This window comes from Lactococcus sp. FSL K6-0773 (assembly GCF_038006485.1).
GTDB lineage: Bacteria > Bacillota > Bacilli > Lactobacillales > Streptococcaceae > Lactococcus > Lactococcus lactis.
In genome coordinates, this window is sequence record NZ_JBBOVF010000001.1 from 1,926,533 (window position 1) to 1,952,378 (window position 25,846).

At 36.0% G+C, this 25,846-nt stretch carries 35 protein-coding genes and 1 tRNA gene; 17 read left to right on the top strand and 19 right to left on the bottom strand.

Going from position 1 to position 25,846, the window contains the following annotated elements; genetic code table 11:
- The first annotated feature begins 64 nt into the window (after positions 1-64).
- The 17 genes from MHB61_RS09540 to glnA all read left to right on the top strand — a co-directional run bounded on the left by MHB61_RS09540 (position 65) and on the right by glnA (position 15,485).
- A tRNA-Leu gene (locus tag MHB61_RS09540) sits at positions 65-147 on the top strand.
- A 71-nt stretch (positions 148-218) separates the two neighbouring features.
- Positions 219-425, top strand: coding sequence for a hypothetical protein (locus tag MHB61_RS09545; RefSeq protein ID WP_003132002.1), 207 nt, complete (start codon positions 219-221; stop codon positions 423-425).
- Between the two features lie 41 nt (positions 426-466).
- Positions 467-1,348, top strand: coding sequence for an NAD(P)-dependent oxidoreductase (locus tag MHB61_RS09550; RefSeq protein ID WP_003132001.1), 882 nt, complete (start codon positions 467-469; stop codon positions 1,346-1,348).
- A 215-nt stretch (positions 1,349-1,563) separates the two neighbouring features.
- Positions 1,564-1,911 (top strand): RicAFT regulatory complex protein RicA family protein, encoded by a 348-nt coding sequence (locus tag MHB61_RS09555; protein ID WP_012898702.1) that lies wholly within the window; start codon positions 1,564-1,566, stop codon positions 1,909-1,911.
- A gap of 193 nt (positions 1,912-2,104) precedes the next feature.
- Positions 2,105-4,627 (top strand): DNA mismatch repair protein MutS, encoded by a 2,523-nt coding sequence (mutS, locus tag MHB61_RS09560; protein ID WP_003131999.1) that lies wholly within the window; start codon positions 2,105-2,107, stop codon positions 4,625-4,627.
- A gap of 114 nt (positions 4,628-4,741) precedes the next feature.
- The gene (locus MHB61_RS09565; RefSeq protein ID WP_003131997.1) at positions 4,742-5,437 is read left to right on the top strand and encodes a hypothetical protein; all 696 of its coding nucleotides are present in this window, start codon (positions 4,742-4,744) and stop codon (positions 5,435-5,437) included.
- Between the two features lie 128 nt (positions 5,438-5,565).
- Positions 5,566-7,536: a DNA mismatch repair endonuclease MutL gene (gene mutL / locus MHB61_RS09570; protein ID WP_014570854.1), complete on the top strand. Its 1,971-nt coding sequence runs from the start codon at positions 5,566-5,568 to the stop codon at positions 7,534-7,536.
- Between the two features lie 112 nt (positions 7,537-7,648).
- The gene (gene ruvA / locus MHB61_RS09575; protein WP_003131995.1) at positions 7,649-8,242 is read left to right on the top strand and encodes a Holliday junction branch migration protein RuvA; all 594 of its coding nucleotides are present in this window, start codon (positions 7,649-7,651) and stop codon (positions 8,240-8,242) included.
- Positions 8,243-8,368: 126 nt separating this feature from the next.
- The gene (ruvB, locus tag MHB61_RS09580; RefSeq protein ID WP_003131994.1) at positions 8,369-9,370 is read left to right on the top strand and encodes a Holliday junction branch migration DNA helicase RuvB; all 1,002 of its coding nucleotides are present in this window, start codon (positions 8,369-8,371) and stop codon (positions 9,368-9,370) included.
- Between the two features lie 137 nt (positions 9,371-9,507).
- Entirely contained in the window at positions 9,508-10,392 is an 885-nt protein-coding gene (locus tag MHB61_RS09585; RefSeq protein WP_003131993.1) for an XRE/MutR family transcriptional regulator, read from the top strand.
- Between the two features lie 219 nt (positions 10,393-10,611).
- A complete protein-coding gene (locus MHB61_RS09590) occupies positions 10,612-10,902 on the top strand; it encodes a hypothetical protein (RefSeq protein ID WP_003131992.1) in 291 nt (96 codons plus the stop codon).
- Between the two features lie 66 nt (positions 10,903-10,968).
- Complete coding sequence (locus tag MHB61_RS09595) at positions 10,969-12,153, top strand: ABC transporter permease (RefSeq protein ID WP_014570851.1); 1,185 nt, start codon at positions 10,969-10,971, stop codon at positions 12,151-12,153.
- On the top strand, positions 12,150-12,767 hold the full coding sequence (locus tag MHB61_RS09600; protein ID WP_003131990.1) for an AAA family ATPase: 618 nt from the start codon (positions 12,150-12,152) through the stop codon (positions 12,765-12,767). Before MHB61_RS09595 ends, MHB61_RS09600 begins: the two co-directional genes overlap by 4 nt.
- Before the next feature lie 104 nt (positions 12,768-12,871).
- A complete protein-coding gene (locus tag MHB61_RS09605; RefSeq protein ID WP_003131988.1) occupies positions 12,872-13,036 on the top strand; it encodes a hypothetical protein in 165 nt (54 codons plus the stop codon).
- 143 nt (positions 13,037-13,179) lie between these two features.
- The gene (locus tag MHB61_RS09610; protein WP_003131986.1) at positions 13,180-13,617 is read left to right on the top strand and encodes a low molecular weight protein-tyrosine-phosphatase; all 438 of its coding nucleotides are present in this window, start codon (positions 13,180-13,182) and stop codon (positions 13,615-13,617) included.
- Positions 13,618-13,717: 100 nt separating this feature from the next.
- Entirely contained in the window at positions 13,718-14,083 is a 366-nt protein-coding gene (locus tag MHB61_RS09615; RefSeq protein WP_003131985.1) for a MerR family transcriptional regulator, read from the top strand.
- A gap of 61 nt (positions 14,084-14,144) precedes the next feature.
- Positions 14,145-15,485 (top strand): type I glutamate--ammonia ligase, encoded by a 1,341-nt coding sequence (gene glnA, locus MHB61_RS09620; RefSeq protein ID WP_137015732.1) that lies wholly within the window; start codon positions 14,145-14,147, stop codon positions 15,483-15,485.
- Between the two features lie 58 nt (positions 15,486-15,543).
- Here the strand turns inward: glnA and MHB61_RS09625 are convergent, their stop codons facing one another.
- From MHB61_RS09625 to MHB61_RS09715, 19 genes are all read right to left on the bottom strand, one after another.
- The gene (locus MHB61_RS09625) at positions 15,544-15,744 is read right to left on the bottom strand and encodes a hypothetical protein (RefSeq protein WP_003131983.1); all 201 of its coding nucleotides are present in this window, start codon (positions 15,742-15,744) and stop codon (positions 15,544-15,546) included.
- A gap of 718 nt (positions 15,745-16,462) precedes the next feature.
- Entirely contained in the window at positions 16,463-16,783 is a 321-nt protein-coding gene (locus tag MHB61_RS09630; protein ID WP_262652046.1) for a sigma factor-like helix-turn-helix DNA-binding protein, read from the bottom strand.
- Positions 16,784-16,885: 102 nt separating this feature from the next.
- A complete protein-coding gene (locus MHB61_RS09635) occupies positions 16,886-17,215 on the bottom strand; it encodes a hypothetical protein (RefSeq protein ID WP_003131981.1) in 330 nt (109 codons plus the stop codon).
- Positions 17,216-17,428: 213 nt separating this feature from the next.
- On the bottom strand, positions 17,429-18,019 hold the full coding sequence (locus MHB61_RS09640) for an HK97 family phage prohead protease (protein ID WP_137016486.1): 591 nt from the start codon (positions 18,017-18,019) through the stop codon (positions 17,429-17,431).
- Positions 18,020-18,027: 8 nt separating this feature from the next.
- A complete protein-coding gene (locus MHB61_RS09645; protein WP_137016484.1) occupies positions 18,028-18,636 on the bottom strand; it encodes a hypothetical protein in 609 nt (202 codons plus the stop codon).
- Positions 18,637-18,662: 26 nt separating this feature from the next.
- Positions 18,663-18,845: a hypothetical protein gene (locus MHB61_RS09650; RefSeq protein WP_003131978.1), complete on the bottom strand. Its 183-nt coding sequence runs from the start codon at positions 18,843-18,845 to the stop codon at positions 18,663-18,665.
- Between the two features lie 212 nt (positions 18,846-19,057).
- On the bottom strand, positions 19,058-20,692 hold the full coding sequence (locus MHB61_RS09655) for a DNA primase family protein (RefSeq protein WP_137016482.1): 1,635 nt from the start codon (positions 20,690-20,692) through the stop codon (positions 19,058-19,060).
- A 10-nt stretch (positions 20,693-20,702) separates the two neighbouring features.
- Positions 20,703-21,497 (bottom strand): bifunctional DNA primase/polymerase, encoded by a 795-nt coding sequence (locus tag MHB61_RS09660; protein WP_262652043.1) that lies wholly within the window; start codon positions 21,495-21,497, stop codon positions 20,703-20,705.
- On the bottom strand, positions 21,494-21,829 hold the full coding sequence (locus MHB61_RS09665; protein ID WP_032951164.1) for a hypothetical protein: 336 nt from the start codon (positions 21,827-21,829) through the stop codon (positions 21,494-21,496). Before MHB61_RS09665 ends, MHB61_RS09660 begins: the two co-directional genes overlap by 4 nt.
- A complete protein-coding gene (locus MHB61_RS09670) occupies positions 21,816-22,010 on the bottom strand; it encodes a hypothetical protein (RefSeq protein ID WP_025017252.1) in 195 nt (64 codons plus the stop codon). Before MHB61_RS09670 ends, MHB61_RS09665 begins: the two co-directional genes overlap by 14 nt.
- Positions 22,007-22,261: a hypothetical protein gene (locus MHB61_RS09675; RefSeq protein WP_137016480.1), complete on the bottom strand. Its 255-nt coding sequence runs from the start codon at positions 22,259-22,261 to the stop codon at positions 22,007-22,009. Before MHB61_RS09675 ends, MHB61_RS09670 begins: the two co-directional genes overlap by 4 nt.
- Complete coding sequence (locus tag MHB61_RS09680) at positions 22,258-22,497, bottom strand: hypothetical protein (protein WP_137016478.1); 240 nt, start codon at positions 22,495-22,497, stop codon at positions 22,258-22,260. The genes MHB61_RS09675 and MHB61_RS09680 overlap by 4 nt, the downstream gene beginning before the upstream one ends.
- Before the next feature lie 42 nt (positions 22,498-22,539).
- Positions 22,540-22,821 (bottom strand): hypothetical protein, encoded by a 282-nt coding sequence (locus tag MHB61_RS09685; RefSeq protein WP_011836149.1) that lies wholly within the window; start codon positions 22,819-22,821, stop codon positions 22,540-22,542.
- On the bottom strand, positions 22,814-23,038 hold the full coding sequence (locus MHB61_RS09690) for a hypothetical protein (RefSeq protein ID WP_137016476.1): 225 nt from the start codon (positions 23,036-23,038) through the stop codon (positions 22,814-22,816). Before MHB61_RS09690 ends, MHB61_RS09685 begins: the two co-directional genes overlap by 8 nt.
- Complete coding sequence (locus MHB61_RS09695; protein ID WP_137016474.1) at positions 23,035-23,553, bottom strand: hypothetical protein; 519 nt, start codon at positions 23,551-23,553, stop codon at positions 23,035-23,037. The genes MHB61_RS09690 and MHB61_RS09695 overlap by 4 nt, the downstream gene beginning before the upstream one ends.
- Positions 23,554-23,556: 3 nt before the next feature.
- Positions 23,557-23,751 carry a DUF1655 domain-containing protein gene (locus MHB61_RS09700; RefSeq protein ID WP_137016472.1) on the bottom strand — a complete coding sequence of 65 codons (195 nt, stop codon included), beginning with the start codon at positions 23,749-23,751 and terminating at the stop codon, positions 23,557-23,559.
- A 14-nt stretch (positions 23,752-23,765) separates the two neighbouring features.
- A complete protein-coding gene (locus MHB61_RS09705; RefSeq protein WP_137016470.1) occupies positions 23,766-23,987 on the bottom strand; it encodes a hypothetical protein in 222 nt (73 codons plus the stop codon).
- Positions 23,988-24,199: 212 nt separating this feature from the next.
- Positions 24,200-24,376, bottom strand: coding sequence for a CopG family transcriptional regulator (locus MHB61_RS09710; RefSeq protein ID WP_098404898.1), 177 nt, complete (start codon positions 24,374-24,376; stop codon positions 24,200-24,202).
- 273 nt (positions 24,377-24,649) lie between these two features.
- A complete protein-coding gene (locus MHB61_RS09715; RefSeq protein WP_170959160.1) occupies positions 24,650-25,369 on the bottom strand; it encodes a Rha family transcriptional regulator in 720 nt (239 codons plus the stop codon).
- Positions 25,370-25,846 lie beyond the last annotated feature (477 nt).

The following is a 25,846-nucleotide window of genomic DNA, read 5'->3' on the forward strand; positions in this document are numbered from 1 at the left end:
GGGGAAGTGCCTTTGTAGTAGTCGCTTTAGCGACTTACGTAAAAGGACAAGGTTATGATCCGTAGGGGAAGTGGTGGAATGGCAGACACGCATGCTTCAGGTGCATGTGCGAGAAATCGCGTGAGGGTTCAAATCCCTTCTTCCCCATGATTAAGTGGACGGTTGGCTGGAAGCTGGCCGTTTTTTGCTCTTTTGAGCTTTTTAAGAGATGGAGAAATATGACTAGATTAACAAGAGAAGAACTAGAGAAAATCATTGATGAAAATCCTTTACGCTCTTTATCAAGCATTGGCGAAGAAACAGGAAATTCACGAGTGGCTATTGAAAAATGGTTGAAAACTTATCAATTGGATGAATATCGTAACCGAAAAATCAAACGGTTGCGGGGGGATAAAGCCCGTAAACGTCGTGATTACCAAAATTAGACGAAACAGATTTTATAAATCTGCTAAATAAAGGAGAAGAAATGGCAAAAATAGCATTTATTGGTACGGGTGTGATGGGAGCCGCAATGGCTGGTCATCTTATGGACGCTGGTCATGATTTAATTGTTTATAATCGTACAAAATCAAAAACGGACGGTCTTGTGGCACGTGGTGCAACTTATGCTGAAAATCCACAAAAGGCTGCGGCTCAAGCTGAGTTTGTGATTACAATTGTTGGTTATCCTAAGGACGTCCGCGAAGTTTATTTTGGTGCAGAAGGAATTTTCAAAAATGATTGTTCAGGAAAAGTTCTTATTGATATGACGACGACCGAGCCAACTTTAGCACAAGAAATTTATCAAGAAGCTAAAAAAGTTGGAGCTTTCGCACTTGATGCCCCTGTTTCTGGAGGAGATTTGGGTGCAAAAAATGCGACACTGACTATTATGGTTGGTGGTGATTCAGAAACTTATGAGAAAGCTTTGCCTTTATTTGAAAAAATGGGAAAAACTATTACTCATCAAGGGGCAGCTGGAAGTGGACAACACACCAAAATGGCTAACCAAATTTGTATTGCGGGTACAATGACTGGAATGACTGAGCTTCTAGCTTATGCCCAAAAGGCTGGTTTGGATTTGGATAAAGTTTTAAATACTGTTGGGGGAGGTTCTGGTGCTACTTGGTCTTTGGCTAATTACGGGCCTCGGATTCTCCGTGAAGATTATAGTGCAGGATTTTTTGTTAAGCATTTCATCAAAGACTTAGGGATTGCACTTTCTGAGGCAGAAAAAATGAATCTTGAGCTTCCTGCAACTAAAGGGGCAAAAGAACTCTATGAGCAATTAGCTGATAAAGGCTTTGAAAATGATGGGACTCAAGCTTTGATTAAACTTTGGTGGCCAAATGGACATCGTCCAGAATAAGAGAAATAGCGCAAAACAGCCTGAACATTTCAGGCTGTTTTTATAGATAAAAAAGTTGAAGTGATTGAAAAACTAAATATATTTTATAGATTTAACCCTAATTTATAAAGCGAAGTATCGTCACTTTACCAAATATGTTATAATTATTTTATAAAGTCTAAGAGTTTTAATGAAAGAAATAATTAGTAATTAATGAAATTTTAAGGAGGCTTGAGATGCACTATGATGACTTAGTTGATTTGCTTGTTGAAAAAATAAAAAGTCTTGATTATGTTAAAGATTTTCAACAAGCTGAAACAGCACTAATGGCTAATCAAGAACTTTTTAAAGCTCAAGAAGAAATGAAAGCTTTACAAAAAGAGGCTGTTTTATATCAAAAAATTGATAAAATACAAGCTTACAAAAAGACTTCACAGTCGGCTCAAGTCATTGAAAAACGGATTAAGCATCATCCTTTGGTAGAAGATTATGCTACAAAATTAGAGGATGTCAATGATTTAGTTCAATATATCACTGGTGAATTAGAAGAGAAAGTAAATCTTTTGTTGGAAACTGGTGAATAAAAAGTACTGACAAGAAATTCTGGCATAGGATAGGCCATGTAAGCTTGCTTATGGAGATGCTAGAATTTTTGTCAGTAAAAATATAATACAAAAATACTGACAGAATTTCTGTTTTAGGATATTTAGTGTTAAATTTTCTTACGGATATGCTAAGAATTTCGTCAGTAAAATTTAGATGGGATAGGAAGAAAAAATGGCTGAAAGAATTTCACCAGGAATGCAACAATATTTAGACATCAAACAAGATTATCCCGATGCTTTCTTGCTCTTTCGGATGGGCGATTTTTATGAGCTTTTCTATGATGATGCAGTGAATGCTGCCCAAATATTAGAATTAACCCTGACTTCAAGAAATAAAAATTCAGAAAATCCAATTCCAATGGCTGGTGTTCCCCACCATGCAGCAGCTGAATACATTGATAAATTGGTTGATTTAGGCTACAAAGTGGCTGTTGCTGAACAAATGGAAGACCCGAAAAAAGCGGTCGGAATTGTTAAACGGGCAGTAACACAGGTGATTACCCCAGGGACAACGATTGACACTGCAAATTCGGTTGATAATAATTTCTTGGTGGCAATTGACTTCAAAGATAAACATTATGCTCTTTCCTATATGGACTTATCAACTGGGGAATTCAAGGTGACAGAGCTCAGCGAATTTTCAGCGGTGGTGGGAGAAATTGCTTCACTCAAGGCGCGAGAAATTGTAGCTGGTTTTACTTTAGATGAAAGTCAGTTAAAAGTTTTTGAAAGACAAATGAATCTTTTGATTTCAGAACAAATTGAAATTCCGGAAAATTTACTGATAGATTTGTCAGGATTGACCGCCCTAGAAAATCAAGTCGCTTCAAAATTGTTGGCTTATGTTAAAGAAACACAAATGCGTGATTTGAGTCACTTACAAGAAGTTGAACATTATGAAATTAAAGACTTTTTGCAAATGGACTTTGCGACAAAATCATCTTTAGAGCTGACGGCAAATAAAAGAGAAAATAAAAAACATGGCACACTTTATTGGTTGCTTGATGAGACGAAAACAGCGATGGGAACCAGAATGTTACGGTCGTGGATTGACCGCCCTTTGGTTTCAAATTCAGCCATTCAAAAACGAATGGAAATTGTTCAAATTTTCTTAGACCATTTCTTTGAGCGTTCCGATTTGATAGAAGCCTTAAAAGGGGTCTATGATTTAGAACGTTTGGCTTCACGTGTTTCTTTTGGTAAGGCTGTTCCGGTTGATTTTTTGCAGCTGGCTAATTCTTTATCAAATGTCCCTGCTATCAAAAATATTTTGGGAATGCTTAATGAAGCTCCATTAGAAGAGTTAAAAAGCCAATTAGACGAAATTCCAGAATTATCTGGTTTAATTAATTCAGCTATTAGTGAGAATGCCTCAAGAACGATTACTGAAGGGGGCATTATTAAAAAAGGCTACAATGCTCAATTAGATAAATATCGGGAGGCGCTTGAAAATGGGACTTCTTGGATTGCTAAATTGGAAGCAGATGAAAAAGCCAAGACAGGAATTTCCACACTGCGAATTGATTATAATCGTAAGGATGGTTATTATTTTCATATTACTCAAAGTCAGCTGAATAGTGTTCCTGAACATTTTTATCGTAAGGCAACTTTGAAAAATTCTGAGCGTTTTGGTTCTCAGGAATTAACTGAAATTGAAGAAATTATGTTGGAAGCGCGTGAAAAATCATCATCTCTAGAATATGATTTATTCATGGACCTTCGGACTGAAACGGAGCAATATATTGGCAGACTACAAGCTCTAGCCAAAACAATTGCTGAAATTGATTGTTTACAAAGTCTATCTGTCGTTGCCGAAAAACAAGGATATATCCGTCCGACGCTTACAGACGGTTCAAGAATTGTTGAAATTAAAGGCGGTCGTCATGCGGTCGTTGAAGCGGTCATGGGTGCTCAAGAATATGTGCCAAATGATATTGAACTGCCTGAACAAACAGATATTCAACTCATCACAGGACCGAATATGTCAGGTAAATCAACCTACATGCGTCAATTTGCTTTGACGGTGATTATGGCTCAAATTGGATCTTTTGTTCCAGCCGAAACAGCCAATTTACCAATTTTTGATGCCATCTTTACACGGATTGGTGCCAGTGATAACTTGATTTCAGGGGAATCGACCTTTATGGTTGAAATGTCTGAGGCCAATCATGCCATTCAAAAGGCAAGCAGTCGCAGCCTGATTATTTTTGATGAATTAGGGCGAGGAACGGCAACTTATGATGGGATGGCTCTAGCTCAAGCAATTATTGAATATGTTCATGACCATATTGGGGCAAAAACCTTGTTTGCTACGCATTATCATGAATTGACAGACTTAGATGAAGCGCTCGTTCATCTTGATAATGTCCATGTTGCTACTTTGGAACAAAATGGGAATGTGACTTTTTTGCATAAAATAACAGAGGGACCAGCTGATAAATCCTATGGGATTCATGTGGCGAAAATTGCAGGTTTACCACAGCCTTTGTTAGAGCGAGCAGATTTGATTTTGCAGAAGTTAGAAAATAAACCTTTGCCTGCTAAAAAAGTTGCTGATGAACAAGAACAACTTAGTTTATTTGATTTTACCGAAAATTCTTCAGAAATTATTGAAAAGATAAAAAGGCAAAATGTTGATAATATGACTGCAAGAGAGGCATTGAATTTCTTGTGGGAACTTAAAGATTCACTTTGAACTTGGTAGCGAGGCTTATTCTGTAAATAAGCTAAGAAAAAAGGCTATAATTACTTAAAAAGAGATTCATTGAAAGATGAATTGAGTAGAAGCTAACATAAAAAGGAGCTAAACATGGAAAATGAAAAAGAACTTAAAGGGCAAGAAATTCCAGAGACTCAAGTGGAGCCAACTGAAGAATTAACTTCTGAGAATCTTGCTTCTCAAGAAGAAACAACTAAGAGTGATATTAGTGAATGGGATGCCTCAGAGCCTGTACTTGATGAGCCAGTAGTTGCCAAGGCTGAAGTTTCAGAAGGTTTTGTAAGTGAACCAGTGATTGCAGAACCAGTAATTGCTGCTAGTGAACCACTTGATTCAAAAGTCGAAGAGAAAACGAGCGAACAATCAGCTTATGCAGATATTCCTCAGAATCGCTCACTAGAAAATCAAGATGAAATTAAAACTAAATGGAACTGGGGAGCTTTCTCTTTTCCAATGTGGTTTGGGATTGCCAACCGTGCTTATTTGGGACTCTTGATTTTGATTGGATTAATCCCATGGATAGGTTGGATTTTTGGGATTGTATGGATGATCGTTTTTGGTTTTAATGGCGAAAAATGGGCACTTGAAAATCGAGATAATAAATATCGTGATGAGGAAGAGTTCCGTAAGGTCATGGACGGTTGGAATCGAGCAGGTTTCGTTGCATTCATCATTGGAATTGTATTATTTGTGATTGCAATTTTGATTCTTATTTTCGTATTAGTCTTTGCTTTTAACAGCTATAATAATTTTGATAATGGATACCGCGATTTTGGAAACTACTAATTTATGTAAAAATGATAGACAATTTTCATCTTGTCTATCATTTTTTGTCAGTAAAAAATGAAAAGCGAGCCCTTGCTTTTTGTGTTATAATTAGAATTAATTTTAAAAAACAAGAGAGCGAGATTATTGTGGGAAAAATTATTGAACTAAATGAAGCGCTCGCCAATCAAATTGCTGCTGGAGAGGTGGTTGAGCGGCCTGCTAGTGTTGTCAAAGAATTAGTCGAAAACTCAATTGATGCTGGAAGCAGTAAAATTATTATCAATGTTGAAGAAGCTGGTTTGCGATTAATTGAAGTCATTGATAATGGTTTGGGTTTGGAAAAAGAAGATGTGGCTTTGGCTTTACGTCGTCATGCAACAAGTAAAATCAAGGATTCGGCAGATTTGTTTCGGATTAGAACACTCGGTTTTCGGGGGGAGGCTCTGCCATCAATCGCTTCTGTCAGCCAGATGACCATTGAAACAAGTACGGCTGAGGAAGAATCAGGAACAAAACTAATTGCTAAAGGTGGAAATATCGAAACTTTAGAACCACTTGCTAAGCGCGTGGGGACGAAAATTTCTGTTGCTAATCTTTTTTATAATACACCAGCAAGACTCAAGTATATCAAGTCCTTGCAGGCTGAACTTTCTCATATCACAGACATCATCAACCGATTGAGTCTGGCTCATCCAGAGATTTCCTTTACTTTAGTTAATGAGGGTAAAGAATTTTTGAAAACGGCTGGAAATGGTGATTTACGTCAGGTTATTGCTGCAATTTATGGCATAGGGACAGCGAAAAAAATGCGTCAAATCAAGGGTTCAGACTTAGATTTTGAACTAACAGGTTATGTCAGCATACCAGAGCTGACAAGGGCTAATCGTAATTATATTACGATTTTAATAAATGGTCGATTTATCAAAAACTTTTTATTGAATCGGGCAATTTTAGAAGGATATGGCAATCGATTGATGGTGGGACGGTTCCCTTTTGCTATTTTATCGATTAAAATTGACCCAACACTTGCTGATGTTAATGTTCATCCGACAAAACAAGAGGTGCGTTTGTCTAAAGAGCGTGAATTGATGGCTTTAATTTCTAAAGCAATTGATGAGGCTTTATCAGAAGGTGTTTTGATTCCAGAAGCTTTGGAAAATTTGCAAGGAAGAGCTAAAGAAAAGGAAACTCTTTCTGTTCAAACGGAACTTCCTTTGCAAAATAATCCTTTATATTATGATAATGTTCGCCAAGATTTTTATGTCAGAGAAGAGGCAACTTTTAAAATCAATAAAAATCAGCCTTCAAATGATTCGTCTGAACAAACTTTTGATAATTTTACAGAAAATCAACTTAATACAGATGCTGTCAATGAAAAAATTACTGATAGAACTGTTGAAAGTACAACTGAAATTACTGACAACAGTCTAGAAAATACTGTCAGCAACTTTGAAATTGATTTTGATAATGAAGCAAAGATAAGTCAGTCATCAACTTTTCCGCAGCTTGAATACTTGGCACAATTGCATGCGACTTATTTACTTTGTCAGTCCAAAGAAGGACTTTATTTGGTTGACCAACATGCGGCTCAAGAGCGAATAAAATATGAGTATTGGAAAGATAAAATTGGTGAGGTCAGTATGGAGCAACAAATTTTACTTGCACCATATTTGTTCACTTTAGCCAAAAATGATTTTATTGTTTTAGCCGAGAAGAAAGATTTGTTGCATGAAGCCGGTGTTTTCTTAGAAGAATACGGAGAAAATCAATTCATTTTAAGAGAACATCCAATCTGGTTAAAAGAAACCGAGATAGAGAAATCAATTAATGCAATGATTGATATTATTCTCGCATCAAAAGAATTTTCACTCAAAAAATATCGTCATGATTTAGCTGCAATGGTTGCTTGTAAAAGTTCAATTAAAGCTAATCATCCCCTTGATGCCGAGTCAGCTAGAGCATTGCTTGCAGAATTAGCAACTTGTAAAAATCCTTATAGTTGTGCGCATGGACGGCCAACGATTGTTCATTTTTCAGGGGATGACATTCAAAAAATGTTCCGGAGAATCCAAGAAACGCATCGTTCAAAAGCAGCTTCGTGGAAAGATTTTGAGTAAAAAGTGACTAAACAGATTAATGATGAAGTTGGTCAGTAAAAAAATAGATAAAAACTACTGACAGACTTGAATAAGGGAGTTTGTCAATCAAAAAAATTAGAAAAGTAAAAAAATGTTTGAATATCTTAATGGAAAATTAGTAAAAATTTCCCCAACAAATATTGTAATTGATGTAGCAGGAATTGGTTATCTTATCAGTGTAGCTAACCCTTACGCTTGGTCTGCTTTGATGAACACAGAAGTAAAAATTTATGTTCATCAAGTCATTCGCGAAGATGCCCACAGCCTCTATGGTTTTGTTAACGAGGCCGAAAAAGCTTTATTCTTACGTCTGATCAGCGTTTCTGGGATTGGGCCAAAATCAGCTCTGGCCATCATTGCAGCGGCTGATAACGAAGGTTTAATCACTGCTATTGACAATAGTGATATCAAGTATTTAACTAAATTTCCAGGAGTTGGTAAAAAAACAGCCATGCAGATGGTGCTTGATTTGGCTGGGAAATTTGATGCGACAGGAACTGTAGGTATTTCTCTTCTTGATGCTGGACCTGCTGGCAATCTTGCTTTGGAAGAAGCGATTGAAGCGCTGCAAGCTTTGGGTTATAAAGCAACAGAATTGAAGAAAATTGAGAAAAAATTAGCTCAAGAAACAGGTCTGACCAGCGAAGAATATATCAAATCAGCCTTAAAACTTATGATGAAATAAAAAAGTTTGAAGAAAGAACTGACAGACATCAAAAATAGTCATTCAAGTCTTTCTGTCAGTAAAATTTACTGACAGCTTCTCATAAGTCATCAAAAATCATCTCTAAAAGGAGAATTACAAGATAAGATGAACGATATATTAAACAAAGAGCCAATGGAAGAAGATTACGGTATTGAAAAATCTCTACGTCCGCAATTTTTTAATCAATATATTGGTCAAGATAAAGTCAAAGAACAATTAGAAATCTTTATTAAAGCAGCAAAAATGCGTGAAGAAGTTTTGGACCACGTGTTACTTTTTGGCCCTCCGGGACTTGGTAAGACAACAATGGCATTTGTCATTGCCAATGAGTTGGGAGTTAATATTAAACAAACAGCGGGTCCTGCCATTGAAAAGCCAGGAGATTTAGTTGCGATTTTGAATGAATTGGAACCTGGCGATGTGCTATTTATTGATGAAATTCATCGGATGCCAATGCAAGTTGAAGAAGTTCTTTATAGCGCTATGGAAGATTTCTACATTGATATTATGCTTGGTTCTGGTGATGGTTCACGCTCGGTTCATTTAGATTTGCCGCCATTTACTCTAGTTGGGGCAACAACAAGAGCTGGAATGCTTTCGAATCCATTGCGTGCCCGTTTTGGAATTTCAAGTCATATGGAGTATTATCAAGAGCGTGATTTAGAAGAAATTGTTAAAAGAACAGCTGATATTTTTGAAGTCGAAGTTATTGATAATGCCGCTTTAGAGATTGCTTTACGTAGTCGAGGGACTCCACGGATTGCCAATCGTTTACTTAAACGAGTGCGTGATTTTGCTCAAATAATGGGGGATGGCCGAGTGGATAAAGCAATTACCGATAAGGCCTTGTCTATTCTTGATGTTGATGCCGCTGGTTTGGACTATATTGACCAAAAAATTCTCCGCACAATGATTGAAATGTACCACGGTGGTCCTGTTGGGATTGGAACTTTGGCGGTAAATATTGCCGAAGACCGTGAAACGGTCGAGGATATGTATGAACCTTATTTGATTCAAAAAGGATTTTTGATGAGAACTAAACAGGGACGTAAGGTGACCCAAAGAGCCTATGAACACTTAGGTTACGTTTATAATGAAGAAGATTGACAGTTAGTATCTGTCAGTAAAAAAGTTTGTCAAAGCTTGACGGGCTTTTTTATATTACATAAATTCCTGCCGTTGTAACAATAATGAAAAAAAGTATATAATATGACCATAAAGTTACGACTGGAGAGACAAGACAAATGGTTAAACAATACTATGGTTTAAAACTTCAAGAACTCTGTGAAGCTAAAGAAATCACGAAAAATGAAATTATCAAAAAAACAGGAATTCCTAAAAGTAGTCTCTCTCGTTTTTTTAGTGGAGAAGGTTATTTAAATCTTGATCAAATTGATGCTTTGCTTGAATTTCTTCACTTGGAACTTTCTGAATATGATTATTATCTCAATAATTTTAAACATAGTTTTTACGAAGAATTATTTAGTAAAATCGACCAAGCGGCAACGAATAATAATATTGAAGAACTAAAAGACATTGCCTGGCAATGTGAGCAAATTGGCGAACATTTGATTGCTCTTTGTGCCAAAGCACGCTTAGAAAAGTTGCCAGAAAACGAAGTGGTTGAGTTAAGTTCTTTTATTTTAGGAATTGAAATATTTAGTTTTTATGAACTTCTCATTTTGTCAGATACCATTGAGCAATTTTCGTCAGAAATGATAAAAGCAATTATTCAAGATTTGAGCCATCATCATCAAAGGTTAGCCAATCGTACACGTTATCGCAAAATTATTTGTCAAATCGCCTGTCGCGGAGCAGTGACTTGTATCCAAGAAGGGAAAGAAAAGGAAGCGCAAGAATGTCTGGCTCTGGTCAAAGCATATTGTCATGAAAAAGACGCATATTCTAGATTGATTTATCGCTTTACTAAAGGTTATTATTGTATTTTTTATGGTCAAGGCGAAGAACGACTTCTGGGAATTGAAAGCATGAAAAAGGTCATCGAAATTTTTGATTGGGAAGGAAGTATAAATTTAGCAAAAACCTACCAAAAACTCTATGATAAATATGTGAAAAACTATAATTTTCCTCAATGGTTAAGTGATATTCTAGGAAAAGATTCAATTTGAATCTTTTTTTTGTGCTTTCGAAATCGGTGCTACAATAAAGTTAAGGAGACAAAAATAAAAACAAACGAGGAAAAACCAATGGACAAATTCGCAAGCTACTGAGCGCAGCCAAGAAAACAAAGTAAAAAATGAAAGGAAGCTCTCAACATGAGAAAAATATCATCAGCTTGATTCAGAAAAGATAATTTCTTTCTGAATTTGGGCAGAAAGAGGTAAATTATGAAAATGAATTTGAAAAAACAAATCTTTGTCTTATCAACTTTACTTGTTACGACAGGTGCGATAGGGATAACTTCTGTATCTGCGACTCAAGTCGCCTATGTAAAAACAAGTTCAGTTACTTACTATCTAAATAATGTTTCTACAGGAACAACGGATTATTATGATTATGTGAATATCCTTCATGGAGGTTCTTATACAACCACCACAAGTACAATTTACTACACGGTAGTAAATTCTGTCGGACAAAGTCAACCGGCAAAACAAGTAACTACTTATTATCATTATTGATGGAATAGGAGTAAGCTACCTCACTTACTCCTATTTAATGATTATTTTTGATTGAGAGGTGATTAAATGAAATACTTCAAATTTGAATTAAAAAAGTTTATTCTAAACAAAAGAAACAGATACTTATTAGCTTTGATTTCTTCCTTAATCATAGTTTATAGTGTATATAATACAATTTCTTTTACTAATATTTTTAAAAATAACATCACTAGCCTTGTTCAAGAGGTACAGACTAATGAAAAATCAGTTCAGGATAACATTGAAACTACTGAAGAAAGCCTAAAAACCACAAAAGTGAAGGCAGAAGATGATAATCTAAATAATACATTGAGTGACTTAAAGCAAAAAGATAACATCTATCAAAAACAAATCGCAGCTATAGGCGTCAATGACATTAATGAATATTATCATTTACAAAAAGAAATTGACCAGTTGTATTTTAAACAAAATGGTAACCAATCATCATCTGGTCAAGATAAATTCCTGAAAGCAGAAATTAAGTATATCAAGACAGTTCAAGAGAGAAAGTTAGATTTTGAAGCAATGCCTACCATGCAATCTCATGCTTTTGGAAATTTTCATCAGCAGTTCATTCCAATTTTAACGAGTAGTCTATTCATTGTCTTATTTGCTTCCATGGTTTCAATCCTTGTCGCCACTAGTTATGAATCAAAAGAAAACAGATTTTATCGATTTGCGGGAATTGATTTGCAGAAAAATTTAATTATAAAAGTTTTATCTGGAACTTTAGCGACCTTTGCTTGGATTATTATTTCTAGTATCATTTATTTTCTGGTAATTGGGGTGGTGAATGGTTTTGGAGCATGGAATTATCCCGCCTATCTTGGTGATTCGGATTTGAAAACAGGATTTACTTTGACTAATCTCACAATTCCAAATGGAATTTTGGATTTAGGAAGTATCCTCTATCTGTTTTTTGTCATCTTTTTCTTGGCTTCATTAGGTGCCTTGATTTCTGTTTTTGTAAAACGGAGTATGGTTGTTGTTGGGGTTATAGCTCTATTTGTCATGGGATATTCGATGATAGGAAATGTTTCTTGGATAATTTCAATTAGACGTTTTGTGCCACTTTCTTATCTTGAACCTCTAAAACTTTTTGGAAATCCTAGTGCTCTTTTTGGAAAATATTCTATATTAATCGGGGCTGGCTATCTACTTTCTTTAAGTGTATTATTTTTGCTCATTTCTGTCTTCATTATTAAAAATCAAAAAACAAGGAGAATCTCATGATATTAAAAATAAAAAATTTAAAGATACCAGACATTGCTCCGCTTAATTTTGAGATTTCTGAAAATGGTTTGTACGGTCTGATTGGACGAAATGGGATTGGGAAAAGTACACTTTTCGGCATTCTTTCAGGAGAAATTGGATTTTCTCAAGGAGAAATAGAAAATGGGCGTGTCGCTTATCTTCCCAATGTAGAATCTTTTGAAGAAAGTTTAAAAATGCATGATTATTTTAAAATTTTGAAAAATAGTGAACAGGATAGAGCAAGAGAGTTAAGTCTTACTTTTGGTGCAGATAAATTTGCGAAAAAGAGAATTGGCCAATTTTCTTTAGGAATGAAAGAGCTTTTTGCGACAATTTTATCATTTTCTATCGACTGTGATATTTTAATCATTGACGAGCTATTCAGTGGGCTTGACGTTTCCAAAAAAGCCCTAGTTTATGAAGAAGTGAAAAAAATCGCTCAAGAAAAAATTGTTTTATTAACCTCACACAATCTCAAGGAAATTGAACATTTCTGTGACCAAGCTTATCTATTGTCCGAAAAAGGACTGACTTTGGTGACAAATTTTGATGAAGCGGCAAAAGAAATCGGTTATATGGATGTATTTTTTTAGTGAAAGGGAATTAATGCGAAAGAATACTATATTATTTGGTTTATATATTTTCTAATAATTGTTTCCGATTAAGAGATAAGTCGAATGAAAGATAAGGAGAACTTATGTCAGTAATTACACCTGCCCCTCAACCTAAAAGTGATATTTTTCGGGAGGTTGAACAACTCCAAAATTCTTTTAAAAATAATGAAAGTAAAGTTTTGGTAGATAACAATAAAATTTATAAAAAATTGAAGGAAAAAAAGAAAAAAATTAAGCAGAAAGATTAGTTCGTCTGTCAGTAAAAAAGTTTGTCAAATTTTGGCAGACTTTTTCATTTTAGAATTCTGTCAGTAATATCTTGTGAAATAGGGTATAATAGAATAAATGCTCAAAATTAGTTAATTTATAAATGATATAAAGTAAGGAAGTCATGGAAAAGATTGTTTTTGTCTGTTTAGGAAATATTTGTCGTAGCCCAATGGCAGAATTTGTCATGAAAGATTTAGTTGAAAAGGCAGGGAATGAATCAAAGTTTTTGATTGAAAGTCGAGCAACTTCTTCTTGGGAGCATGGAAATCCAATTCATTCTGGAACCCAAACAAAACTAAAAGAACAAAAGATTGCTTTTGACCTTCACAAAGGAAGTCAAAAAATCAGTAGTGAAGATTTTTATGAATTTGATAAAATTATCGCAATGGATGAATCCAATTTAGAAAATCTTAGAAAAATGGCACCAGAAGGAACGAGTCAAAAAATCGCGATGCTTTTAGAACAAGGTGTTCCAGATCCATGGTTCACGGGCGATTTCCAAGAAACTTATCAACTTGTTAAGACGGGTTGTCAAAGATTATTGGATGAAATTGTATAAAATATTTCAAATAAAATAAACCGATGTGAGAAAATCTCACATTAAAACTTGACTTTGCTAATAACAAGGTCTATAATGAAAAGCATGGAGGCGAGATTTGGTGAAAGAACGTGAATTAAGACGCTCTATGGCGGTACTTCCAATAGGAACTGTCATGAAACTCACTGACCTAAGCGCAAGGCAGATTCGTTATTACGAAGAGCAAGAGCTTATTTTCCCGGAGCGAAGTGACGGTAATCGTCGCATGTATTCGCTCAATGACATAGATGCTCTATTTGATATTGCTGACTTATTGCAAGAAGGTAATAATATTGCAGATATCAAAGAAATTTATGCCAAAAGGGATGCTAAGAAGGCTCAAACTTTATCTATCGGAGAAGTCCACCATGCACTTGAACGCGAATTTGCCCAACAAGGTAGATTCGGAACTCCTGATCCCACTCATTTTACCCAACCGCGGATGTAAGTTTAGTTTACTTTATTTGTCAACTAAGTTTACAGCGAAAATTTAACTAGGAGAGTAAAGCATGACAATCACAGCAGCAGACATTCGTCGCGACGTCAAAGAAAAGGATATTAAATTCTTGCGTTTGATGTTTACAGACATTCTTGGAACACTTAAAAACGTTGAAGTTCCAGCTACAGATGAACAATTGGACAAATTGTTTGAAAACAAAATGATGTTTGACGGTTCATCAATCGAAGGATTCGTTCGTATCAATGAATCAGACATGTATCTTTATCCAGACCTTGACACTTGGATTGTTTTTCCTTGGGGAGATGAGTATGGTAAAGTGGCAGGTGTAATTTGTGATGTTTACACTCCAGAAGGTGAACCTTTCGCTGGAGACCCACGCGGTGTCTTGAAACGTAACCTTAAATCAATGGAAAAATTGGGCTTCAAGAGCTTTAACCTTGGACCTGAACCAGAGTTCTTCCTTTTCAAACTTAATGAAAATGATGAACCAACACTTGAAGTGAATGATAAAGGTGGTTATTTTGACCTTGCACCAACTGACCTCGCTGGAAACACAAGACGTGAAATCGTAAATGTATTGACAGACCTTGGTTTTGAAGTTGAAGCTTCTCACCACGAAGTAGCAATCGGTCAAAACGAAATTGACTTTAAATATGCCAATGCTTTGAAAGCTTGTGATAATATTCAAATCTTTAAGCTTGTTGTTAAAACAATTGCGCGTAAACATGGTTTACATGCAACGTTTATGGCAAAACCAGTTCACGGAATCAACGGTTCTGGGATGCATTGTAACATGTCTTTATTTACAGAAGATGGTGCCAATGCCTTTGCTGATCCAACAGGAGATATGGGACTTTCAGATGTTGCACATAGCTTTATTGCTGGACTTTTGAAACATGCTTATAACTTTACAGCAATTACAAACCCAACTGTTAACTCATATAAACGTTTGGTTCCTGGTTATGAAGCACCCGTTTATGTCGCTTGGGCTGGACGTAACAGATCACCTTTGATTCGCGTACCTGCTTCACGTGGTTTGTCAACTCGTGTTGAACTTCGTGCGGTTGACCCAACAGCAAATCCATATCTTGCATTGGCTGTTCTATTGGCAGCTGGTCTTGACGGTGTTGAACATAAATTGGAAGCGCCAGAAGCAATCGAATCAAATATTTACGTAATGACAGAAGAAGAACGTAAAGCACATGGTATTACAGATTTGCCATCTACTTTGCACAATGCCGTTAAAGCATTGCGTGAAGATACAATTGTGACTGAAGCGCTTGGAGAACACGTTTTGGTTAACTTTGTTGAAGCGAAACGCATTGAATGGGCAAGCTATGCACAATTCGTATCGCAATGGGAAATTGATAACTATTTAGAACTTTATTAATTGATATAAAAAACCACTGACAAAGCCTGTCAGTGATTTTTTGGACCATTTAAATATTTTAGTTGTTTTCAGTAATTGTCAAAACGTTGAAGGCAGTTTTTCCGTCTTCGGCAATCAAGAATCCTTTGTGTTCAGCAACATAGTCAATAGCTGCTTGGAAATCAGCGAATTCTTTGACGATTGAGCAAGTGTTTGTGGCACCGACATAATTGTTTTCTGAGTCCTCGTAATAATTGATTCCTTTAAATTTAAATTTCATAATAAAAAGTCCTTTCTTTGTTATAGTTTTAGTATACCACGGCAACCCATTAGAACCAAATAGAAGATATAAAGGCTATTTTATGCAATTATGCACTAAAAACACGACCCATTAGACCTTAATATACAGCTTTTTAAACGTAGTAAAAGACGTAAAAAAACACGAACGTAGTAAAAAGCGTTAAAAAAATGAACAAATTTTTGTCAGGCAAGGGGCTGTATATCCATGATATACGGCTTTTAATTTTGCTGACTTTTTTTATAAAAACGTAAAAAAATTATTAAAAGATGAATACCCCCGCCCCTATTTGTTTTAGGAATACCGTATACCAATGGTGGCTCCCTTTCAAAAAAAGTGATTTTTGAAAACTTTTTGCATAGGGGGGGTACAATCGGAAAATGGCATGGTTAAGGGATTTTTTGGTTGTTTTCTATGAATAGTTTCCCCTTTTTAGCCTTTTTTTAGAGTTTTTAGCCTATTTCCTCCTTTCTACTACATAACTTTTCGGGGTCAATTATCCTAGTTATCTTTGCGGTTGAGCGATTTCGTTTCAGAAAAAAAGTTTTGAAAAATCACTTTTTTGATCAGGGAGGAACTATTGGTATACGGTATTCCTTGAAGCAATGGCGGGGGGGGTATCTAAAAATTATAGAGAAAAAATGATATAATAGAGTTAGGTAAATTATTACTACTTTTCTTTATATTTGTCCGTGAAAATTCACGGGCTTTTTTGTTTTATTGAAAGTTCATTACCTTGTTTTATAATCTTTTTCACTTGCTTAATAGTTGGGTTCGTGTAGTTTCTAATAGTATGTTCGTGTAACAGATAACGACTTGCAACTTCTGATAGTGTCATGCGTTCCATGTATCTAAGTCTGATTAACTCTAGGTCATCATCACTCAATGAATCAAACACCTCTGTCATTGCTTTGAATATAAAGCGTTGTGGTGTGAGTTGGTCTGTGCTGTCTATCCTATCCGTCCATGACTTCATTGTACCCGTGAGATATAATCTGATATTAAACTCTAGTTCATTCATAATATAATCCTCCAAACAAAAAAGCACCCCCACAATTAGAGATACTTTCCTGAACTTATTATACCACTGCCCATCTCTGGGACTTATGATAGTTCTATTATATCATGCTTTAGATATAATTTCCTTAGCTTTCTTCATGACTTTACCTGTCTTAGCTGTAATCTGATAAGCTAATAGTCCTGTGCGTTTTGTAGTCTCTGCGATACTTAATAGCTCTACATACCTCAAGCATAATACAGCTATGCTATCAGTATCGACTGAATCAAATAACTCATCAAGATTATCTAATAGTTTTAGAAGTCTTGGTAAGTTGCCTAGATCAGCGCCAGTCTTTTCAATATATGACTTTCTGCTTTGAGCGCTTAGGTATAGTGTTCCTCTAAGATACCACCTTACAACATCTTGAGGTCTCCCCCAATAATATCTAACCATCTATTTTATATCCTTTCATGCTATATTATAAATTCCTAGCGAAGTAGGAAAAGTACGGTACCACGGTAACAACACTCTACAAATAGCTTAACAACGCGGTTTAAGTTGTTACCGCTAACGGTAACATGTTACCGAAGTACGGTATCATTTTCGCTTTTTCTGACATTAACAATAAATACCTAGCCAATAAAGACTAGGTTTTTTTATTATAATCTAATCACTTAATCCGTCAAGATAAGCTCTTACTTTTTCTTTATACTTTCGTGTACGCTCGTCTTCAAATTGTTTGATAGAACGAGTGACATTGATAGAAGTATCATCATAAGCTGGTTTACTTACTACGCTTATTTCGCCTAATGTTTGAAGTTGGTTGATTGTTCTGATAGGTTTACTTGCTCCTTGTTGCCATGAATCGCCACGGTCTGCCACGACAAAACCGAAACTCATACCTTTAAGGTTTCCAGCCTTTATGTTGTTATAGACATCATGGCCTACTGTTGTATCTGGCATATCCAAAACAAAATGTAAGCCGACGTTATCAATGCTTAACTTTAAAGTTCCTGCATCAACTCTGCCTAGCACATTGGCGTAATCATGGTTATATAAAGCTAATACATCGCTTAAATCGACATTATTGAGTGCTGTCGGAGCGATATACTCAATAAATGGAGCATTAGGCACACTTGGCTTATTAAATACAATAGCATACCCTGCAATTTGACCAATGAATCCTTCTTTTTTATTTGCATCTCTAATTTCTAGTTTGCTATTAATCCCGAAATTAATTTCTGTTTTTTTATTCATTTAATCCCCTAATCTAAATCAGTCATGATTTTTTCAGATTTTAGGAATGCCATTAATTCTTTTTCATATTGGCTTGCCATTAATCTAACAATTCCAAAGAACCAGTTATTTTTGTGACTTCCGTTTTTTTGAGCAATTAACTTATATAATGGGCCTCGAGAATAAACATTTGATTTTTCTAGTAAGTAATTTCCTGATTCCTGAAGGCGATAACGTTGGTCATCAACTTCCTTGTTATATTCCTTTAGTTTTTTCTTCGTATCTTTAGATAAGGTACTTTTTAATAAATCTTGTTGAATGTTACTTAAATTATCTGCTCGGCTTAATGCTTCTCCGATAGTATCATCAACTTCTTGAGAACTCCAAAAAACATCTAGTTCTTTCTGTTCCTCCGCCCGTCGTTTTTCTAATGTTTCTAGTAATTGCTTAGCGTTATTCAATTCCGATAAGGCTTTGAGTGATTCATCAATATCATCATTTTGAGATTGATTTTCCATTTTTTCAATTTTGTTTTTTAATTCAGAAATTAATTGATTCGTTTTGTCCACTTTTTGAGTGAGTGGTTTAGCTTGTTTTTCGAGTTTGTTTTTTGCTTCTTCAATATATTTTACTTGCATGTTATTTCTCCATTTTTCGTTATTTATTACTTATCGGCATTCCACAGAACGCCCAACTTATCGCCTAATGTCGCGATTGCTTGATAAGTTTCTTGGTCTGATTGAAGTTGGTTATCAAAGTATTCTTTTAATGAGAGAAGATTTTCAACTGCTTTATTCCTCTCGTTTTCAGCGACTGGGATTTCTAAGTTTTTTGTTTCGTTGCTCATTTTATTTTCTCCGATTTATATTTTTAAGTCAGGTTTTGTCAGTAAATTCATTTTGTCGGACAGCGTGCTTTTTTCATGTTTTTTTATTTCCTCTTATAAATTCCTAGCGAAGTAGGAAAAGTACGGTACCACGGTAACAACACTCTACAAATAGCTTAACAACGCGGTTTAAGTTGTTACCGCTAACGGTAACATGTTACCGAAGTACGGTATCATTTTCGCTTTTTCTTGCGTAAATAACCCTTAGTGACCTTTTTTTGTTTATCTTCGTCCCAATGAAATAGCCGTCTAAAAAGCTCATATTCCTCGGCTCGGTGTAAATCAATCGCTCTGTTAAAGCCTGCCGTATGAGGTCTTTTACTTGTCTTCTCCCATTCCTTTTTAATGTGGTCGGGTAATTTAAGCTCAAACTCTCGCTTAGTAAAGGGCTTCACTCCCTCATCTTCACACCATGCACGATATAAGGCGCTTATAAAGGTGGTCGGTAGAAAATCACTGACGAACTCCTCAAACATATCATTTACAAACGCCAGCACGTTATCATTAGAGATTTTAAAATCATCTAACAGCCCTTGTGTGGCTTTGGGTTCGTCAAATTTATCAAAATTAAGTGATAAGGCGATTTTAAGAACGTACTCTAAAACGTCTTTGCGTTTGATATAATCATCTTTGATTTTCCAGTCGTCATTATCTGCGGTAAAAGACTTTTCAAAAGGCACGATAAGCAAACGCCTATAAGTTCCATTTGACTTGTTTCTAAACTTAGGCAAGAAATTAGTCGATTGAATAACCAGCTTGTTAAATACTGCCAAAGTTGGTTGTTTTCCTTTCGCTTCAATAGGTACAGGGTCGCCAGTAACTACGCTGAAATAGTTCCCTGCATTGTCTAAGTAACTGACTTGGCTATCATCTCCAATAACGCAAGTTTTGCCAACGACTTGGGAAAGGGCGAACCGTTCCGCAAATTGTTCAGCTTTGACACTTGCCACGTTCTCGCGTCCGATAAGGTTCATGATAAGGCTCTGAAAAGTCCCTTTTCCGTCATTTCCTTTACCGACTAGCCAAACGCCTTTGCGATAAGAATAGTTTCCGTTGGTACTTGCGGAAATAATCTGCCATAAAAGGCTAACGAGTTCTTTATCTCCACTCATTAAATCAAGTAACCAGTCGTCTACGTTCCAGCCGTTAATATTGGGTACTTTTGCCTTAGCGTTGTACTTGGTCGCAATCGTTGAGGTAAAGACGTACTTAGGACTAAATGGCTCTAATTGCTGTGTTTTCTTATTGAAAATACCGTTCGCTACTGGGATTAAATGAGCTTCTGCGGTTTGTTGCTTAACCTCTGCTAAGGTTTCAAGTTTAAAGAGAACCTCTTTAGACCGTGCCTGACTGTATGACGGTTCTAACCAATAAATGAGCCGATGAAAGAAGTTCTCATTTGTTTCATATATCCCTAGTTCAGGATTATAAACGCCTAACAGTCCGCTTTGGTGGTCTAGTTTGATGACTTTGAGCGTCTTATAGATAATTCTTGCTGTTTCTAAAGGGCTTAATGATTTCGGTGGCTTTCCGTCCTCTTTAGGTGTGCTTAAAAATAAGTTACGGTGTTCAAAGAATAGTTTTCTAACAGCTCTAAGCGTTTGAGTGTTTGCTTTGACATAATCAGGCTGATTAATGATTTCTTTTTCTTGTTCTAACCAGTCTGTCAAACTGTCTTGATAACCTGCGATATTGACGACTTTTTTGCCGTCTTCGCCATAATCTGTGAAGTCCTCTATTTGAGGTTTGGGACTTCTTACGTTTCCCTGTGGTGTTTCTGCCACAAGTTTTTCTAATTGGTCTGTCATGACTTCCTTTCTATTTCATCTTGAATACGCTTTTCCAAATGGTCGCCAGCTCGTCATCAGGTAAGGGCGGACTGGTTCGATTGTTAAAGGTTCGCAATAAGTCCATACAGCTATTATTATCAATACCAATTTTTCTCCAGTAGTGGAGAATGCGGTTCGTGTCATTGTTTCGATTCCCTTTTCGTGCGCCTTGGTTGAATAACTCCCACATTTCAGCGCCATAAGTACGACTGCCTAGCGTTGGGTTCTGTCTTTTTTGTGGTCGCTGTATCATTTCAAGTAACCAGTCAGGACAATCAGAAAGGTTATCAAAAGTGAGTGGCTCGTTAGTTTCTGTATCATTCAAAGGGATATAATCGCCGTCTGTGCGTTTGCTTGGGTAGATTGGTGTGAAGTGTGTTTTTATCTCCACGCCGTCCGCTAGTTCACTGACAATCGGCTGACTGAATAGCTCTTTGGGAACTTTAAAGAAAACATGCAAGCCGTTGCCTGTGGGTGTTTTCTCGACATAAGTACTTAGTATTTCGCCCTCGCTGTGTTCATTCCACAATCGACTGAAAACACTCCGACCATTCTGTCCGTTTTGGTGCTGGTCTAAGTCAATACAAATCAAACCGCTATTTCTAAGATTAATCATAATATTGCGGTTCGGTATTTCATCAAACCATTCGCTTACTGTGATTTCGTCAAGTGTTCCGCTTGAAGTCCCGCGGATAACAGCCCTCTCACTTTTTCCAGCGGGATAACCAGCGATAACAGAAAAACCGCGATTAATACAGTTTAGGGCTTGTTCTTTGGGTGTCAATGGTCAACCTCCTCAAAGAGTTGGTCAATCCAATCAAGTTCTGCAAGGGTGTAGCCGTTGACTGCATTATTAATCGCTATGCCTGTGCGTTGTTTTTTTATGATTCCAGCTCTGCGCTCGTCTTCGTTAGTTGGAATAAAATAGCCGTTATCAATTGAACCAATGGCGCAACCTTGCTTATGGAGGTACTCAATGCGACCTTGTAAGGTACGAAAATCAATGTTAAGGTTTTGTGCTAAATTTCTACCTTTGACAGCTCGGTCAATTCCTCGATGTTCAGCAAGAAATTTAATAATGTTTTGGTCTAATTTCTGTAAGTCAGTTATCTTCATTGAAATACCCCCAAATTCTAGTAATGGTTTCTAAAAATTGCTCATAGCTTGCTCTCTGTCTAGCTTCGCCAATCAAGGCAAACATTAAAACAGTAATAGCTTCGTTGCTTGTATCGCTGATAAGATATTCTAAATTGTCCTTATTACTTTCATTTTCAAGGACATCAATCGTAATTTTCATGGTTTATTTTCCTTTATCTGTAATTTTATGATAGCCAGTTGCTTGCCTAAAATCGGCACTGATTGCGTGCATAAGTTGCTTTTTACTCCGCTGGGTAAGATTATGCCTGTACTTGCTTCAAACTGCTGTATTAAGTCATATTTAACCGCTTGTGCATTGTAAATCATCTTAAATGGGTGTTTGCCTGCTGGTCTAAAACTATTCCGTCCGTGCCGTGTTATAGCCATGTAGCCTTGGTGGTGTTCAATCATTTCGCTACCTCATCAAATAAGCTGATTTCTCCACCCTCTTTTTCGCCCTCAAAGCGGACACCGTGCTTATATTTACGAACTTTAAAGCTATAGTCAACTGTGCCTGTATTTGCTTTCAATGGGTCTATTTTTTCGATTTGCTTGTCTGTAAGTGCTGTATGATAGGCTTTTAAACTTCGCATTCCTACGCTATCAATACCAGCCACATAAGGGCAAGCTCTAATAATATTTGTCATTTTCTCAATCCTTTAATAAAATTTGCCTTGCCTGACAAGTTACTATGTATCTATGATGATGAACTTGCATATATCATCGATTAAATAGTAAATAAGTGAAGTCTTATATTTTGGTTTATAGCGATTCAATCCGTGCTTTTCCCAATTATCAAGTGTGCCGTCTGATATATCTAAGTCTTCCATAACACGCTTTTTAGAGATATAAGGTAATACTCGCTTTTCATTTCTGATTTTGAGCTGTGTACCAAGATACTTATTAAATAAATGAATGATTTTATCCACTAAGCCACGGGCAACAAGGTTTATTAAAGTGTCATCATTCATTTTTGCCTTCTTTTTTCATAATCAAACTAGCTATTTCATTGATGTCTTCCACTCGTTTGCTCATCATATAAAACGACGTCGTTAAAGTATCTTTCAATCTATCCAATTCGTATTCCCTAACTCCTTTTTTGAGTTCGTAAATTCTTTGTACTTCATCAAAAACCATTGTTAGGATTGCTGAAACCTCAGCATTTTTTAAATTAATATCTTCAATCATTTTTTGCCTCCGTTCTTACGTTTAGAAATAACTTCCATAACTGCATAAGTGAGTTTATCTTCACTAATTCCTAGCTCATTAGAAAGCTCTGAAACATCTTCGGAACTGATAATATCAAATGCTGTCATTGCCTTGTGCTTGGTTTTTCTACGTTGTCTTTCATGGCGAATACCACGATTAAACGCCACATCATACAGATACTCATAAACAAAAACACGCATCCAGTCTTGCCAATTTTCTTTATTTGCGTTGTGATAGTCCATCAAGATAATTTTTTCCTCAATGATGTCAGCTAATTGCATAACGCCTTCTGTAACGTATCCCTTATAATCTGTTTGTTTGATTTCTTGCTTAATGCGATAGCGTTCAGCAATAGCTTGAGAAATTTTCATTTTAAAAGGATTTCCCTTTTTGATATAAAGTATTCTGGATATCCGTTCACCTTTTATATCAAAAGAAAGTAATGTGCCGTCATTGCTGGGATAGGCATTTAAATCAAATGTTTTAAATTTCATGCTTTACCCCTTAACCATTTCTACTTGAATGTCATTTTCTAAAGTTGTGAAAGTCACTACTGATTGACCGTCAAACAAGCGGTAGACATACTCATTAAGTTTGATAAAATGTCTCGCTTTGGCTTTTAACAAGTCCATAAGTTCAAAAGCGATTGAATCATCAAGGATATAAGTTTCTTTGTTTGCTGTATTATTCATTTTTAGCTCCGATTCTATTCAATTATTGATACACCGATAATGTTAGCAATGGTCATAAGGTAGTCACTGACATAATCTGATAAGTCCTGTGCGTTACCTTTGGTAATAAAGAGATTGCCTTTATCATCTAACTCGAAACTTTCATAAGTTCCGCTTGCATAATCATTAACAGCTTTGTAGATGTTTTGTATATACATTTCAACTTCTTCGATATGAATTTCTAGTTCTTCAAACATGATTTTACCTTTGAATTTCTAGGGCTAATTTGTATTTTAGGGTACAAAAAAACTCTATTTCTCGCACTTTAAAAAATGCGTGTTGAAAAAGAGTTCACTTCTTAATATGTTGATATATTTTATCTGCTTTGATATAATTTATCTATCGAGTGAAACTCTCGGTGCGGACTACTTAACTTCAAACTTTGGTCGGGGAGAAGTTTAGTAGTTTTTTATTTTACTTTTAATTTGTTTACGCCATGACGTACTGCTTCAGCTTTAGTTATCCCTTTTTCTTGGGAATAATCTCTGATTAGTTTTGCCTGTTCAGCATTAAAACTTACAGACATCCTTGTTTCTTTTGGGTCGTTGGTAGGTCGCCCTACACGTCTTTTTTCTTCCTCAGTCAAATCCTGCACCTTTCTTACTAAAATTCGTAAGTCAATCAGTACTCATTTGCCTAAGCCGTAACCCTTGATTAACCTTACATATATAATTATAACACCACTAATTATATATGTCAAGAATTATTGCACCACAAATTAAAAATAAATCATTTTTCAAGAAGTTCACTCTTATTCAGTTTTCAAAGGTCAATCAGCTTTGATTTTGCTGATATTTTTTGTTAGAATGGAGTAAAGCAAAGCCCTGCAAGGCTTGCCTTACTTATAATTTAAAGTCGTTTATCTGGGGAGATGTCCGGCTTTTTTTGTTGTCATTGTGGCTTTAATAGCTGTTTTGATAGGCTCATAATCAGAACCAGCTTCAATCATTGCTATTGCGATACTTTCAAGCATTTTGTAACGTTCCATTTCCTCTGAATTTAAGAGGTCTAGGAGCGTTTTTTCTTTTCGCCAGTCTGTATCTCTAGCTTGAATTTGCTTCTTGGTTAGTCCTGTCACAGTAGTAGCAAGCAAACTTCTAATAATGGTGTGCCATGTATTGCCATGACGTGGAAAGTGTTCCCACTCTGAAATAGATTGATGAAGAGTAACGCCCTTCGGCTTCTCGACTGCTCTTGCAATCTTGCGAGCTTGTAACTCATTTCTCATAGCTATAAAAGCAGCAGCTAAATCAAATTTGAATTGCACAACTGCTGGTGTATTTCCTAATAATGGAATAAAGAATAAAGTTTGCTGTTCGTTGAGATGATAAACTTTTCTTGCGTTTCCTCGGTTGTTTACACGGATTTCAAATCCGCGTGAACCTTTCTTCATGGAACTTTCAAAGTGCCATGTCAACGGTGCTATTTCTTCAAGTTTCTTTTTATATTTACGAACCAAATGAGAAACTGAATCATAGATAATACCTGTTTGTTCAGCAATAATTTCGGTAGTCGTATAAAAACTTTCATTACTTGCTTTAGACAAGTCTAGGCTGTCAAATAATACTAATGGGGTCATTTTTCCCTCGTTTCTACTTCGTTTAAAGACATCGCGGTCATGTATGTTAGGGCAGTAGTTTAGAGCCATGCTTAGGCTGTGAAATCAGCAAAGATACTTACAAGGACGTGAATACCTTGTGTACGTTCGTTAGATAGAAATTACTCATAACTATCGACGATTGTTCTCTTTGATGATTATTAGTAGTCTTTAGCGAGCCATTCAGCAATACGTTCATACGTGCTTTGGCGTACTTTCTCGTTACGTGTTGGGCTTTCAAGTCGCCCGTACGTCAGGCGATTAATGCCAAGCTTGTCGGCTGCTTCGCCTTTGGTTAAGTTCAATACTCCGCGCTTTTTGCGTAGAGCTGTTTTGATTTCTGACGTTAGATACAAAATTTACCTCTTTCTTAAATATTCTCAAATTGACAATTTAATAATATCATTCTTTTTTTGAGAATGCAATAGATATATTCTCAAAAAAAGAATTTATTATTTA

What these genes read in the sequence shown, in the direction of transcription:
- MHB61_RS09545 (WP_003132002.1), top strand. Translation starts at nt 219, where the DNA reads ATGACTAGATTAACAAGAGAAGAACTAGAGAAAATCATTGATGAAAAT.
- MHB61_RS09550 (WP_003132001.1), top strand. Translation starts at nt 467, where the DNA reads ATGGCAAAAATAGCATTTATTGGTACGGGTGTGATGGGAGCCGCAATG.
- MHB61_RS09555 (WP_012898702.1), top strand. Translation starts at nt 1,564, where the DNA reads ATGCACTATGATGACTTAGTTGATTTGCTTGTTGAAAAAATAAAAAGT.
- mutS (WP_003131999.1), top strand. Translation starts at nt 2,105, where the DNA reads ATGGCTGAAAGAATTTCACCAGGAATGCAACAATATTTAGACATCAAA.
- MHB61_RS09565 (WP_003131997.1), top strand. Translation starts at nt 4,742, where the DNA reads ATGGAAAATGAAAAAGAACTTAAAGGGCAAGAAATTCCAGAGACTCAA.
- ruvA (WP_003131995.1), top strand. Translation starts at nt 7,649, where the DNA reads ATGTTTGAATATCTTAATGGAAAATTAGTAAAAATTTCCCCAACAAAT.
- ruvB (WP_003131994.1), top strand. Translation starts at nt 8,369, where the DNA reads ATGAACGATATATTAAACAAAGAGCCAATGGAAGAAGATTACGGTATT.
- MHB61_RS09585 (WP_003131993.1), top strand. Translation starts at nt 9,508, where the DNA reads ATGGTTAAACAATACTATGGTTTAAAACTTCAAGAACTCTGTGAAGCT.
- MHB61_RS09590 (WP_003131992.1), top strand. Translation starts at nt 10,612, where the DNA reads ATGAAAATGAATTTGAAAAAACAAATCTTTGTCTTATCAACTTTACTT.
- MHB61_RS09595 (WP_014570851.1), top strand. Translation starts at nt 10,969, where the DNA reads ATGAAATACTTCAAATTTGAATTAAAAAAGTTTATTCTAAACAAAAGA.
- MHB61_RS09600 (WP_003131990.1), top strand. Translation starts at nt 12,150, where the DNA reads ATGATATTAAAAATAAAAAATTTAAAGATACCAGACATTGCTCCGCTT.
- MHB61_RS09605 (WP_003131988.1), top strand. Translation starts at nt 12,872, where the DNA reads ATGTCAGTAATTACACCTGCCCCTCAACCTAAAAGTGATATTTTTCGG.
- MHB61_RS09610 (WP_003131986.1), top strand. Translation starts at nt 13,180, where the DNA reads ATGGAAAAGATTGTTTTTGTCTGTTTAGGAAATATTTGTCGTAGCCCA.
- glnA (WP_137015732.1), top strand. Translation starts at nt 14,145, where the DNA reads ATGACAATCACAGCAGCAGACATTCGTCGCGACGTCAAAGAAAAGGAT.
- MHB61_RS09625 (WP_003131983.1), bottom strand. Translation starts at nt 15,744, where the DNA reads ATGAAATTTAAATTTAAAGGAATCAATTATTACGAGGACTCAGAAAAC.
- MHB61_RS09630 (WP_262652046.1), bottom strand. Translation starts at nt 16,783, where the DNA reads ATGAATGAACTAGAGTTTAATATCAGATTATATCTCACGGGTACAATG.
- MHB61_RS09635 (WP_003131981.1), bottom strand. Translation starts at nt 17,215, where the DNA reads ATGGTTAGATATTATTGGGGGAGACCTCAAGATGTTGTAAGGTGGTAT.
- MHB61_RS09640 (WP_137016486.1), bottom strand. Translation starts at nt 18,019, where the DNA reads ATGAATAAAAAAACAGAAATTAATTTCGGGATTAATAGCAAACTAGAA.
- MHB61_RS09645 (WP_137016484.1), bottom strand. Translation starts at nt 18,636, where the DNA reads ATGCAAGTAAAATATATTGAAGAAGCAAAAAACAAACTCGAAAAACAA.
- MHB61_RS09650 (WP_003131978.1), bottom strand. Translation starts at nt 18,845, where the DNA reads ATGAGCAACGAAACAAAAAACTTAGAAATCCCAGTCGCTGAAAACGAG.
- MHB61_RS09655 (WP_137016482.1), bottom strand. Translation starts at nt 20,692, where the DNA reads ATGACAGACCAATTAGAAAAACTTGTGGCAGAAACACCACAGGGAAAC.
- MHB61_RS09665 (WP_032951164.1), bottom strand. Translation starts at nt 21,829, where the DNA reads ATGAAGATAACTGACTTACAGAAATTAGACCAAAACATTATTAAATTT.
- MHB61_RS09670 (WP_025017252.1), bottom strand. Translation starts at nt 22,010, where the DNA reads ATGAAAATTACGATTGATGTCCTTGAAAATGAAAGTAATAAGGACAAT.
- MHB61_RS09675 (WP_137016480.1), bottom strand. Translation starts at nt 22,261, where the DNA reads ATGATTGAACACCACCAAGGCTACATGGCTATAACACGGCACGGACGG.
- MHB61_RS09680 (WP_137016478.1), bottom strand. Translation starts at nt 22,497, where the DNA reads ATGACAAATATTATTAGAGCTTGCCCTTATGTGGCTGGTATTGATAGC.
- MHB61_RS09685 (WP_011836149.1), bottom strand. Translation starts at nt 22,821, where the DNA reads ATGAATGATGACACTTTAATAAACCTTGTTGCCCGTGGCTTAGTGGAT.
- MHB61_RS09690 (WP_137016476.1), bottom strand. Translation starts at nt 23,038, where the DNA reads ATGATTGAAGATATTAATTTAAAAAATGCTGAGGTTTCAGCAATCCTA.
- MHB61_RS09695 (WP_137016474.1), bottom strand. Translation starts at nt 23,553, where the DNA reads ATGAAATTTAAAACATTTGATTTAAATGCCTATCCCAGCAATGACGGC.
- MHB61_RS09700 (WP_137016472.1), bottom strand. Translation starts at nt 23,751, where the DNA reads ATGAATAATACAGCAAACAAAGAAACTTATATCCTTGATGATTCAATC.
- MHB61_RS09705 (WP_137016470.1), bottom strand. Translation starts at nt 23,987, where the DNA reads ATGTTTGAAGAACTAGAAATTCATATCGAAGAAGTTGAAATGTATATA.
- MHB61_RS09715 (WP_170959160.1), bottom strand. Translation starts at nt 25,369, where the DNA reads ATGACCCCATTAGTATTATTTGACAGCCTAGACTTGTCTAAAGCAAGT.